This window comes from Pseudomonas paralactis, from assembly GCF_001439735.1.
Lineage (GTDB): Bacteria > Pseudomonadota > Gammaproteobacteria > Pseudomonadales > Pseudomonadaceae > Aquipseudomonas > Aquipseudomonas paralactis.
The window spans coordinates 71269-82663 of sequence record NZ_JYLN01000002.1 but is presented as its reverse complement, the minus strand read 5'-3'; the positions used below and the strand labels follow the sequence as shown (position 1 = coordinate 82663).

The 11395-nt window shown below is 60.0% G+C and carries 11 protein-coding genes; 5 read left to right on the top strand and 6 right to left on the bottom strand.

Annotated elements, in window-relative coordinates:
- The first annotated feature begins 51 nt into the window (after positions 1–51).
- From TX23_RS04620 to TX23_RS04605, 4 genes are all read left to right on the top strand, one after another.
- Positions 52–663: a LemA family protein gene (locus TX23_RS04620; protein WP_057701225.1), complete on the top strand. Its 612-nt coding sequence runs from the start codon at positions 52–54 to the stop codon at positions 661–663.
- 18 nt (positions 664–681) lie between these two features.
- Entirely contained in the window at positions 682–1410 is a 729-nt protein-coding gene (locus TX23_RS28660) for a TPM domain-containing protein (RefSeq protein ID WP_057701224.1), read from the top strand.
- 31 nt (positions 1411–1441) lie between these two features.
- A complete protein-coding gene (locus tag TX23_RS04610; protein ID WP_057701223.1) occupies positions 1442–2059 on the top strand; it encodes a TPM domain-containing protein in 618 nt (205 codons plus the stop codon).
- A 219-nt stretch (positions 2060–2278) separates the two neighbouring features.
- Complete coding sequence (locus tag TX23_RS04605) at positions 2279–3496, top strand: class I SAM-dependent methyltransferase (RefSeq protein WP_057701222.1); 1218 nt, start codon at positions 2279–2281, stop codon at positions 3494–3496.
- A 105-nt stretch (positions 3497–3601) separates the two neighbouring features.
- On the opposite strand, the gene TX23_RS04600 is transcribed toward TX23_RS04605, so the two are convergent.
- The 5 genes from TX23_RS04600 to TX23_RS04580 all read right to left on the bottom strand — a co-directional run bounded on the left by TX23_RS04600 (position 3602) and on the right by TX23_RS04580 (position 9664).
- Positions 3602–6160 carry a TonB-dependent receptor gene (locus TX23_RS04600; RefSeq protein WP_057701221.1) on the bottom strand — a complete coding sequence of 853 codons (2559 nt, stop codon included), beginning with the start codon at positions 6158–6160 and terminating at the stop codon, positions 3602–3604.
- Between the two features lie 127 nt (positions 6161–6287).
- Positions 6288–7256 carry a FecR family protein gene (locus TX23_RS04595; RefSeq protein ID WP_057701220.1) on the bottom strand — a complete coding sequence of 323 codons (969 nt, stop codon included), beginning with the start codon at positions 7254–7256 and terminating at the stop codon, positions 6288–6290.
- Positions 7253–7792: an RNA polymerase sigma factor gene (locus tag TX23_RS04590; protein ID WP_057701219.1), complete on the bottom strand. Its 540-nt coding sequence runs from the start codon at positions 7790–7792 to the stop codon at positions 7253–7255. Before TX23_RS04590 ends, TX23_RS04595 begins: the two co-directional genes overlap by 4 nt.
- A 188-nt stretch (positions 7793–7980) precedes the next feature.
- A complete protein-coding gene (locus TX23_RS04585; protein WP_057701218.1) occupies positions 7981–8853 on the bottom strand; it encodes a dihydrodipicolinate synthase family protein in 873 nt (290 codons plus the stop codon).
- 28 nt (positions 8854–8881) lie between these two features.
- A complete protein-coding gene (locus tag TX23_RS04580; RefSeq protein WP_057701217.1) occupies positions 8882–9664 on the bottom strand; it encodes an aldolase in 783 nt (260 codons plus the stop codon).
- A gap of 160 nt (positions 9665–9824) precedes the next feature.
- Between TX23_RS04580 and TX23_RS04575 the strand changes: the two genes are divergently transcribed.
- Positions 9825–10352, top strand: coding sequence for a helix-turn-helix domain-containing protein (locus tag TX23_RS04575; protein WP_057701216.1), 528 nt, complete (start codon positions 9825–9827; stop codon positions 10350–10352).
- 19 nt (positions 10353–10371) lie between these two features.
- Here the strand turns inward: TX23_RS04575 and TX23_RS04570 are convergent, their stop codons facing one another.
- On the bottom strand, positions 10372–11388 hold the full coding sequence (locus TX23_RS04570; RefSeq protein WP_057701215.1) for a DUF4917 family protein: 1017 nt from the start codon (positions 11386–11388) through the stop codon (positions 10372–10374).
- Positions 11389–11395 lie beyond the last annotated feature (7 nt).

The window sequence follows — 11395 nt, the reverse complement described above, 5'->3', positions numbered from 1 at the left end:
GTTTATAGGGTTAGTCATCAAATTCCATCAAGATTGGGCAGGAGAAACACCATGCAAGCAGCACAAACTTACCGCTGGGGCTTCAAGGCCGCGGCTTTGCTATTGATCAGCAGCGTGCTGAGCGGTTGCGGCATCAACAACATCCCGACCCTGGACGAACAGGCCAAGGCGGCCTGGGGCCAGGTACAGAACCAGTATCAACGCCGCGCCGACCTGATCCCCAACCTGGTGGAAACGGTGAAGGCCTATGCCGCCCACGAACAGGAAACCCTCACCGCCGTGATCGAAGCACGGGCCAAGGCCACCTCGATCCAGGTGGATGCCAACACCCTCGACAACCCGGAAAAACTCAAGCAGTTCCAGCAAGCCCAGGACGGCCTGAGCGGCGCACTCAGCCGTTTGATGGTGGTGTCCGAGCGTTATCCGGACCTCAAGGCCAACCAGAACTTCCTGGCCTTGCAATCCCAGCTTGAAGGCACCGAAAACCGTATCGCCGTGGCCCGTCGTGATTTCATCCAGACCGTGCAGGCGTACAACACTGAAATCCGCACCTTCCCGGGCCGTCTGTGGCACAGCGTGATGTACAGCGACTTGCCGATCCGCGCCACGTTTGAAGCCACCAGCGCCGATGCCGACAAGGCGCCGCAGGTGAAATTCAAATAACGCTGCCTTGAGGTGTCGATGCGTTTATTACGGATAGGCCTGGCGTTTTGGCTACTGGCCTGCGTGGGCATGGCCCAGGCGGCCCTGACCTTCCCGGCATTGACCGGGCGGGTGGTGGACAACGCCCAGATGATCGACCCGGCAACGCGCCAGCAGCTCACGCAACAGTTGCAGGCGCTGGAGCAGACTTCCGGTGACCAGCTTGTGGTGGTCACCGTACCCGACCTGCAGGGCGTCCCGATTGAAGACTACGGTTATCAATTGGGACGCGCTTGGGGCATCGGCCAGAAGGGCAAGGACAACGGCGCCCTGTTGATCGTGGCCCGTGATGAGCGCCAATTGCGCATCGAAGTGGGTTACGGCCTGGAAGGCGTGCTGACGGATGCGCAGTCGTGGGTGATCATCAACCAGGTGATTTTGCCCAAGTTCAAGACCGGCAATTTCAGCCAGGGCATCAGCGACGGCGTGGCGGCGATGATCCAGGTGGTGGGCGGTGAACCCTTGGCGGTGCCTGCCCATGTGGCGGATGCGAATTTCGCCAAGGATAATCCCGGGTTTTCCATCGGCCTGTTTATCCTGCTGATCGGCGTGTTGTGGCTGTGCAATCGCATGGGCTTGCCGGTAGGCGCTATCTTGCTGGCCATTCTCAGCAGCAGCGGGCGCGGCGGCGGTGGGGGCGGCGGTGGCGGTGGTTTCCGTGGCGGCGGGGGTGGCTTCGGCGGTGGCGGGGCTTCGGGCGGCTGGTAATGACAATAACGAGAAAAGAGCATCTACAACCATGGCATTACTGACTGAACATGAGCAGCGCCAAGTCGCCGAAGCGATTGCCCGGGTCGAAAAAACTACCGATGCAGAGCTGGTGACCGTGCTGGCGGCGCGTGCCGACGATTACGCGTATATCCCGTTGCTGTGGGCCAGCCTCATCGCGTTGGTGGTGCCGGGCGTGGTGCATTACTTGTCGGGTTACCTGACCATGTACACCTTGCTGTTGGCGCAATGGGCGACGTTCATTGTGTTGTGCCTGGTGTTTCGTTTGCCCAAGGTCACCACCCGCCTGATTCCCCGTTCCGTTCGCCACTGGCGTGCCTCGAACCTGGCGCGTCGGCAGTTTCTGGAGCAGAACCTGCACCACACGCTGGGCAGCACCGGCGTGCTGATATTTGTCAGCGAGGCGGAACGCTACGTCGAGATTCTCGTCGATGACGGCATTTCCAAACGCCTGGATGACAGCAGTTGGGACGCCATCGTCAAAGCATTTACCCAGCAGGTCAAACAGGGGCAGACGCTTGCCGGGTTTATTACCTGCATCGAGGCGTGCGGGGAGTTGCTCAAGGTGCATGTGCCCGTTACCCACACCCGCAACGAACTGCCCAATCGCTTGGTCGTACTCGAATAACTGCTTTTTTGTAGGAGCGAGCTTGCTCGCGAAAAACGCTCAGACGCCGCGTTCATTCAGGACACCCGCGTTATCGTTGACGTTTTTCGCGAGCAAGCTCGCTCCTACACAGGGTACGCCAGCTCCGGGTTCGATTGACCGTTGATCAAATAACCCCGTGCCCTGAACCCCTATCCCCCCTAAAATGCCCGGCATTCTTTGCCCGAGGCGTTTTTGTTCATGTCCGTCACCGCTCAACCCGCCACCCCTGCGCCGGATCATCACGCTCAGTTCATCCAGTTGCTGAGCACCAGCCTTGCGCAAAACGCCTTTATCAAGCTGGTGCTGGCCAAGTACGTCGGTGAAGAGGCCGAGCTGCAACGGCTGATCATCAAGCCGGTCACCGTCAAGGACCAGCCGTGCCTGTCCTTCGTGTACCGCTACAAAACCCGCGATATCACCAAGAATTTCCCCTTGGCCGACGGCGTAGCGGCGATTGCCGAGCTGTTGCCTGCGTCGTTCAAGAACGCGCATTTGCTGTCGCTGACCGACGAAGCCCAGCTTGAATACAGCAAGAAGAACAAAAGCTCACTGTTCAAAAGCAAACCGCAACAACTGCGCGAAGCACCGTCGGCCGAGCATAACCGTGAGAAGAACCGCTACCTCGACCTGAGCCGGCCGTTCCTCGCCGACCTGGGTGTGACCGACGCCAGGCAGGCGCTGATCCCATCGATGTCGCGCAAGTGGAAGCAGATCAACAAGTTCATCGAAGTGTTCAGCCATGCGCTGACAACGTCGCCGTTGAAGCTGGACCAACCGGTGCGCGTCGCCGATTTTGGTTCGGGAAAGGGCTACCTGACCTTCGCCATTCACGATTACCTGCGCAATACCCTCAAGGCCGAGGGCGAGGTCACCGGTGTCGAGTTGCGTGAAGACATGGTCACCTTGTGTAACAGCGCTGCTGCGCGCCTGGAGCATCCGGGGCTGGTATTCAAGTGCGGCGATGTACGCAGCGTGGCGCCCAGTGAGCTGGACGTGATGATTGCCTTGCATGCCTGCGACATCGCCACCGACTACGCGATCCACACCGGCATCCGTTCCGGTGCGTCGATCATCATGTGTTCGCCGTGCTGCCACAAACAGATCCGCCTGCAGATCCAGAGTCCGGCGTTGCTCAAGCCGATGCTGCAATACGGCCTGCACCTGGGCCAGCAGGCAGAAATGGTCACCGACAGCCTGCGTGCATTGTTCCTTGAAGCCTGCGGCTATGAGACCAAGGTGTTCGAGTTCATCTCGTTGGAACACACGAACAAGAACAAGATGATCCTGGCGGTCAAACGTGCCGAGCCTGTGGACAACGCGCAGCTATTGGCAAAAATCCAGGAGCTCAAGGCGTTCTATCACATCACCGAGCATTGCCTGGAAACCCTGTTGCGCGGGGATGGCTACCTGGCCTGAAATGGGCGCGGTCCCTGTGGGAGCTGGCTTGCCTGCGATGACCATGGTGGCTGCACCACCGCTATCGCAGGCAAGCCAGCTCCCACAGTTGGAATGCGTGTGTGGTTAGAAGAAGCGTGTGACGCTGATCTTCGCATCACGCCCCTTGGTGTAGGCACGGTCGCCACTCAAGGCTGGGCGGAAGTTACTGTTGAACAGATTGTCCACCGTGAAGTTCACCTCGGTGCCTTTGAGGTAAGCCTGCTGCGGTTTCCATTTAGCGAACAGGCCCTGGGTGTTGTAGCGCTTGTTGCCATACTGGTCGAAGAACAAATCACCCACGCCGGAGCCCGGGCCACCGGAGTATTTGTCGCTGGGCAGGCGGTCGGTGGCACCGATGAACTGGCCCATCCAGCCCACCTGAGCATCCCAGGCCGGGATGTTGGTGCCCAGTACCAGCACCCATTTGGTCGGCGGGATATCCCGCGCCGCCACGTCCGGGCCCCATGGATTGGTGTAGGCGCCCTGGTGCTGGCCCTTGGCATAAGCAAACGACACCGAACCAAACAGGTAGGTAGAGTTATAGATCGATTCGAGTTCGACACCCTTGATGGTCATGCCGCCGATATTGCGGTAGTTGGACATCGGCCCCAGCGGGCACGCTGAAGCGATGCTGCCGCCGTTGATGGCCTGGTTCTGACAGCCTACGCCGGTGGCCTTGAAGATTTCGTCTTCGACCTTGTTGTGGAACAAGGTGGTGCGCAGTTGCAGGTTATCGTCCTGGGCAAACAGGTTGTCGAAGTTGGTGATGTTGCCCAGGGTGATCGAGGTGATGCGCTCCGGGTCCAGGTCCACGCTGGTCGCGGTGCGGCTGCCCAGGCCCTGTACTTCATATTGTTCATCGATCACCGGCGCGCGCCAGGTCTGGCTCCAGTTGGCAAACAGCCCGACATTCGGGGTCACGGTCCAGAACAGCGCCAGACGCGGCGACCAACCGGTGTAGGTGCGGTCGCTGTAGTCGTGGCCAACCGCGGGGTCGGGGTTGTTGTAGTAGGGCGCATCGTTGCCCTCGCCGCGGTTGCGCACGTGGTCATAACGCAGCGACGGCGTGATCGTCACGTCGCCCAGGGTGACCGCGTCCTGGATGAAGAAGCTGTTGGTGTCGACTTTGCCGTGGGGCATAAAGCCTGGCTGGAAGTGCCCGTAGTTATAGCGCGGGGTGTTGTAGGTGCTGCCGGGCATCCACATTTCGGTTTCGCGGGTGTGCTTGCGGATCTGCCCGCCGACGGTCACCGCGTGCTGCAAGGGCCCGGTGTCGAAGAGGCTGACGTTGCGGATGTCCAGGTGCTTGTCGGTGTAGGCGGTGTCCATCTTGCGCCCGCCGGTGGCCAGTTGGAAAAACGCGGTGGCGTCACGCTCGTCGGTCTGTTCGGTGTTGGATTGGGAGTATTTGACGGTGAGGTCTACCAGCGGGTTATCCAGCGGCTGGTAGTGATACTTGCCCGACCAGGTGGTGTCGACCGTGTCGCGGTGCGCGAGGAAACGCTTCAACGCACCTTCGTAGCCGTAGCGGTCGATGTTGAACTGGGTGGGCGGCGTCGGGTAGCTCGCGGCGGAAAACGGCGTCCAGCGGTTGCTGTGAGAGCGCGAGTACGACAGGCCGACACTCTGCTCATCGGTGAAATACGCATTGACCTTGAACAACTTGCCGTCCACATCCTGCGCGCTGTTGGGCAGGCGCTGAGGGTTGATCGGGTACTCGTTGTTGTCGTTGGGTAACTTGGCGGCTACCTTCATATCGCCGCCGTCCCGTTGGGTCAGGTAGGCGAGGGCGTCAAAACGGCCATCGTCGGTGCGGCCATACACGGCACCGCTGTAGACCTGTTCATGGTCGTTGCTGGAGTAGCCGTATTTGAGCATCGCGCCGCTGTTGCGCCCGTCCTGGAGCAGGTCCGGGGCGTCCTTGGTGATCATGTTGACGGTGCCGCCGAAGCCGCCATTGCCGGTGAACGGCGAGTTGGGGCCTTTTTCCACTTCGATGCGCTTGATCAGCTCGGGTTCGATAAACACCGTGCCTTGCTGGTAGCGCTCAAAGCCGGTCTTGGTGGCGCCGTCGACGGTCATCGGCACGTCTTCGGCATCGCCGAAACCACGGATGTTGATGGTCTGCCCGCCAGGTTTGAGCGAGCCGCCCTGGCTGACGCCGGGCAGGGTCTGCAACAGGCTGGGAATGTTATTGGACTGGTAGCGGTCGATATCGGCCTGGGTCAGGGTGGAGCGGTTGACGGTGCTGGCGTTCACTTCGTTGCCGGTGCCGATCACGCTCAGTGTGTCCAGCTGGATCGCGGCGCTGCTGGTGGCCTTGCCCTCATCGGGGCGCACTACGTAGGTGCTGCCGACCTTGATCAGGGTGAACTCGCCGTTTTTCAGCAGCGAACGAATGGCCACTTCTGCGCTGTAGTCACCGTCGAGCGCCGGCGCTTTCAGGTTTTTGAGCAGGCTTTCATCGAACAGCAGCTGGATTTTCGCCTGTTGTGCCACCTGGCTCAGTGATGTGGCCAGTGACTGGGCCGGCAGGTGCAGCGTGAACGACTCGGCCTGGGCGCTGAGACTGAAGGCCAGGCACGTGGCGATGAGCGTGGGTCGAACAAACAAGTGCGAAGCGTGGCAAGGCGCGCGAAACATGAAATCCCCCGGGGCGGCTAAATAGCCAAAAAGGTGTGCGTATCAAACACGGACGGGAGGAAGACGGGGCAGGCCAAAAAAACCACACATGCGAATGCAAAATATTCTCATGTGTGCAGTGTTAAGGCTATTTGCTCGGCTCGACTCTCACACTGCCATCGGCCAAGACCACGGTTTTTACCGGCAACAGGGCGGGCAGGGCGTTGAGCAGCGCATCGGGGTCATTCACATCCAGGTTGCCCGACACCTTGAGTTGCGCCACGGCCTTGCTGACCTGCAACGGCGGCTGGGGACGGTACAGGCTCAGCTCGTCGATCAGGCTGGCCAGTTCGCGGTTGCGAAACGATAGATGCCCGCTGCGCCAATCAGCCACTTCTTCAGCGCTGAGGGTTTGTTGTTGCAGGGTGCCTTTGGCGTAGCTGTAAGCGGCACGTTGCCGGGCGCCGAGCAGGGTGATGGCGCTTTTGCTGTCCGGTTCGAACGCCACCTGACCATGGGCGACGCTCACCACCAGTTGCTGCTGGCTGCGGCGCACGTCAAAACCAGTGCCCACCACCCGTATGATCGACTCGCCGGCTTGCACGTAGAGTGGCCGCTCCTTGTCCGCCGCCACTTCGATATACAGCTGGCCTTTGTCCAGATGCAGAACCCGTTGATGGGCGCTGAAGTCCACGCGAAGCTGGGTGTTGGCATTCACATACAGGGTGCTGCCATCGGGCAGGTGCATGGTGCGCATACCTTTGGCATGAGCGGCGACCTGGGTGTGATACAGCTCGCGGGGGGCGCCGATGTGTGTCGCCAGCACGGCGCAAAGCAGGGCAGCGGCCACCGCCAGGGCCGGGCGCCAGAGGCTGAGCTTGCGTTTGGGCAGTGGTACCGCTTTGTTCAGTTGCTGCAACTGGGCGAGGTCGGCCCACAGTTGTTCGAATTCGGCATAGGCACGCGCATGGGCCGGCACCGCCTGCCAGGCGGCAAAGGCTTTGCGGTCGGCACGGCTGGCAGCGTTGCGGTTGCGTGCAAACCAACTGGCGGCTTGGGCGTCGATGGAGTCGCTCGCTTGGCTGTCCAGGGCGTCGATGTCGCTCAGGCGGTTCATTCTGGCTGCTCCGTGCCGGGGTCGGATTGAAGGCGTCGCTTGCAATGCAGCAGGGCCAGGGCGATGTGCTTTTCCACCATGCTGGTGGAGATGCCCATGCGTTCGGCGATCTGTGCCTGGCTCAAGCCTTCGAAGCGGTGCAGCATAAGGGCTTCTCGCCGGCGGGGCGAGAGTTCGGCGAGGACTTCTTTCAACTGTTCCAGGCGTTGCAGGCGAAGGGCGGCAGCCATGGGGTCGTGCTGTTCGTCGGTGACCGGCTCGATATCCATTGCGGCGTGGTCGGGATGGGCGGTGTGCCGTACCTTCTGTTTGCGCCAGTGATCGCGCAGCAGATTGCGCGCCATTTGGAACAGGAACGCCCGTGGCTGCTCGACCTTGGCCCGGTCGCGGTAGCCCAGCCACTGGGTAAAGACATCCTGAGTCATGTCTGCCGCGTCGCTGGCGTTGTCCGTGCGTTTACGCAGGAAATACAGAATATCTGCATAAAACCCGCGACAGGCATCGGCCGACGACGGGTCGGGCTTGGGACGAGACATGGATATCCTTCTTGACGAAGCACGGCGTGGAAAAGTCGTGAATGATATCGAGAATTATTGTTATTTGTCTCTGTTAATGTGCACCCTTTCATCACCTGTAGGAGCGAGCTTGCTCGCGAAAAACGAATAGGCAACACGAACACCCAAAGGTGCTGCGTTATCGCTGGCGTGATTCGCGAGCAGGGTGTTTATTTCAGAAGTGTTTTGAGTTGTTCGATCCCTGCCTCATCCAACGCAAACACCGGCAACCGTGGATCCCCCACTTCCAACCCGGTCAGGCGCAACCCGGCCTTGACCGTCGTCGGCAAGCCGCCCTTGAGGATAAATTGCAGCAACGGCAACTGCCGATAGAACAGCTCGCGTGCCTTGTTCAAGTCATTGGCCAGCACTGCCTGGTACAAGTCCAGGTTGAGCTGAGGGATCAAGTTCGGCGCCGCGGTGCACCAGCCTTTGGCACCGGCCGCGAAGGCTTCCAGGGCCAGCGGGTTGCAGCCGTTGTAGAAAGGCACGTCACTCTCAAGTTTTAACTGGTGCATGCGCTGGATGTCGCCCGTGCTCTCCTTGACCATGGTCACGTTGTCGACCTGCTTGAGGATGCGCAGGATCAAATCCACCGACATGTCGGTACCGCTGGTGGCCGGGTTGTTGTAGAGCATGATCGGCACGCCGACGCTGTCGCCGATCGCGGCGTAGTGGGCGAGGATTTGCGCGTCGCTGAGTTTCCAGTATGAGGCGGGCAGCACCATGACCACATCGGCGCCGTGCGCCTCGGCATAACGGGCACGCCGCACAGCCTTGGCGGTGGTCAGGTCGGACACGCTGACAATGGTCGGCACGCGCTTGGCGACTTTTTCGATGCTGTAGGCACTGACATCGTCCCACTCGGCATCGCTCAGGTAAGCGCCTTCGCCGGTGCTGCCCAGCGGCGCAATGGCGTGGACGCCGCTGTCGACCAAGCGGTCGATGGAACGCCCCAGGGCGTCGAAGTCAACACGCTGACCATCAGCACTGAACGGGGTGATGGTGTAGCCGATGATGCCGTGAATAGTTGGATTGGACATGGGAAAACTCCGGTCAAAAAGGGGGCGATCAGTTCAGGCAATCGGCGTGTTTACGCAGGTTTTGCCGCGCGTAGTAATTGAACGCGGCGCCGTGGCGCTTGGGCTTGGAAATCCAGTCATGGGCCTCGCGCCCCAACTCCGGCAGGATCGGCTTGACGGTGCCCGCGGACATCGCCAGCAACTGCAACCTGGCCGCCCGCTCGATCAACTGCGCGATGACGCAGGCTTCTTCGATGCTGGCCCCGGTGGACAACTGGCCATGGTGCGAGAGCAGAATGGCGCGTTTGTCGCCCAGCGCCGTGGTGATGATTTCCCCTTCTTCATTGCCTACCGGTACGCCGGGCCAGGCCTGCAGGAACGCGCAATCTTCATACAGCGGGCAGAGGTCCATATGCGACACCTGCAACGGCACTTCCAGCATCGACAGCGCGGCAATGTGCGTGGGGTGTGTATGGATGATGCAGTTTACATCCGGGCGCCCGCGGTACACCCAGGTGTGAAAGCGGTTGGCCGGGTTAGGAATGCCATGCCCTTCGAGCACTTCCAGGTCTTCGTTGACCAGCAGCAGGTTACTGGCGGTGATTTCATCAAAACCCAGGCCCAGTTGCTGAGTGTAGTAGGTGCCCGGTGCAGGCCCCCGTGCGGTAATTTGCCCGGCCAGGCCGGAATCGTGGCCGTGTTCGAACAGAATTCGGCAGGTCAGCGCCAGCTTTTGCCGCTCGGTCCACGTATTATCTGCCAGGCTGTTTTGCATCTGGCTCAGGGCTTGCTTGACCAGTTGGTCTTTTGGGAGTGCTAATGTCTTGGCCATATCGGTGTCCTTTGGGTGGTTCAATGGACGTCGGATTTGCTGCTCGCCCGCTGCTCGCAAGGTCGTTGGGGACATGCAAATGACACTAAAGATGCTATATGACACTTTGTGTCATTGGCAAGCACGGCTCATCGCTTTCTGCATGGATTAACCGCAGCAAATGTCTATCCGTTTGAAATTATTGAGAAAAAAACTTGGCGTAACCCTGGAATCCCTGGCCGAAAAATCCGGGATGACCAAGAGTTACCTGTCGAAGGTGGAGCGCGGGCTGAACACGCCGTCCATTGCCGCTGCGCTGAAACTGGCCAAGGCCCTGAACGTGAAAGTCGAAGAGTTGTTCAGCGAAGACAAGGTCAGCCTCGACAGCTATAGCCTGGTGCGCAGCCATGAACGGCCCGACACGTCGCCGGGTTACGCGGTGCTTGCCCATCAAGTCAGTGAACGCAGCTTGTTGCCGTTTATCATCTACCCGCCGGCGGAGTTCACCGACAAGACCTTCAAGGAGCACTTGGGGGAAGAGTTTCTGTTCGTCCATGAAGGCCAGGTGGAAGTGGATTTCATGAGCGAGCGCGTGCTGCTGGAGCGCGGTGACGCGCTGCATTTCAATGCGCAGAAACCCCACCGGATTCGCTCGGTGGGGGAGGTGCAGGCGCAGTTGCTGGTGGTGGTGCACAGCGCGGAAGAATGACCGCGATCAGTATGTGAAATCAGTGTTCGACCGGGACTGAAAGCGCCGGATTACCCAGCGGATGCGTGCGCGCTGCGAAGAACTTCAACTGCGCCCCAGTCCCTTCAAACAGCTGTGAATACCGCTGCTTCTGCTGACGAATAAAGCCCTCAGTGCGCCCCGACACCGAGATTGCCAGGGTGGTGATGCCGGCCTGGCGAATCGCATCCACCAGGTGCTTATCCTGCGGCCCCAGGTCATGGCCGAAAATGCACAACGCGCCTGTATGGGTCAGCAACTGCTCATAACAGAACGACAGATAATCCGAACTGCGAATGCTCTTGAGCTTTTCCTCAACCTTGCCTTCGCTGACAAACAGCGGCACATCGTCCAGGGTCTTGATCGTGTTGTTGATCGCAAAACTGCTGAGCAAAGTGCTGTCGGTGGACGGCAGTTTGCGCGCCGTACCGTCAAGGTTGCGCACCAGATGCAGGCCGCCGTGCAGGTAGAGAATGCGCGTGGTGTCGGTGTGGGTATTGCGCAGATCAAAGCTTGAATCAGCGCTGCGGAACAGGTCGTCGATCCCTGGCGTGTGCAGGATTGCCCAGTAGTTGAGCAAGTCGTAGTTGCTGGTGAAGACAGTGGCGTAGCGTGCCAACTCAGCGTTGATCGTCGCCAGGGTCGATGGCTGCACCAGTCGCCACGGGATGTGAACGGTGTGGATGGTGTTGATCAGCGCTTCTTTGATTGCGTAGTAGCGATTACGCGGCGCCGCCGAACTGACCGCCAGGGCCTTGTTGACCCGGCTGGTGGTTTTCAAGGCGCCCAGGGCTTGCTCGAAACTGCGGGTTTGCAGGGCATCGAACACGCTGAGTTCGGATTGGCTCAGGGGCTTTTCTTCCACGGTGCGGGCGTTTTCGAACAACGAGTCGTAGGCAAAGTCTTCCCAGATCGTGCGGCTGGCGCCGTTGCCGATCAGAATCCCGCTGAAGTCGACGGTGTCGCGCAGGGCGCTCCAGTCTTCAAGGTGGGCGTCAATATCCTGGAAATCCTTCATTGCGGCG

Bases quoted from the DNA above. Each gene is read 5' to 3' on its own strand.
- TX23_RS04620 (WP_057701225.1), top strand. From the start codon at position 52: ATGCAAGCAGCACAAACTTACCGCTGGGGCTTCAAGGCCGCGGCTTTG.
- TX23_RS28660 (WP_057701224.1), top strand. From the start codon at position 682: ATGCGTTTATTACGGATAGGCCTGGCGTTTTGGCTACTGGCCTGCGTG.
- TX23_RS04610 (WP_057701223.1), top strand. From the start codon at position 1,442: ATGGCATTACTGACTGAACATGAGCAGCGCCAAGTCGCCGAAGCGATT.
- TX23_RS04605 (WP_057701222.1), top strand. From the start codon at position 2,279: ATGTCCGTCACCGCTCAACCCGCCACCCCTGCGCCGGATCATCACGCT.
- TX23_RS04600 (WP_057701221.1), bottom strand. From the start codon at position 6,160: ATGTTTCGCGCGCCTTGCCACGCTTCGCACTTGTTTGTTCGACCCACG.
- TX23_RS04595 (WP_057701220.1), bottom strand. From the start codon at position 7,256: ATGAACCGCCTGAGCGACATCGACGCCCTGGACAGCCAAGCGAGCGAC.
- TX23_RS04590 (WP_057701219.1), bottom strand. From the start codon at position 7,792: ATGTCTCGTCCCAAGCCCGACCCGTCGTCGGCCGATGCCTGTCGCGGG.
- TX23_RS04585 (WP_057701218.1), bottom strand. From the start codon at position 8,853: ATGTCCAATCCAACTATTCACGGCATCATCGGCTACACCATCACCCCG.
- TX23_RS04580 (WP_057701217.1), bottom strand. From the start codon at position 9,664: ATGGCCAAGACATTAGCACTCCCAAAAGACCAACTGGTCAAGCAAGCC.
- TX23_RS04575 (WP_057701216.1), top strand. From the start codon at position 9,825: ATGTCTATCCGTTTGAAATTATTGAGAAAAAAACTTGGCGTAACCCTG.
- TX23_RS04570 (WP_057701215.1), bottom strand. From the start codon at position 11,388: ATGAAGGATTTCCAGGATATTGACGCCCACCTTGAAGACTGGAGCGCC.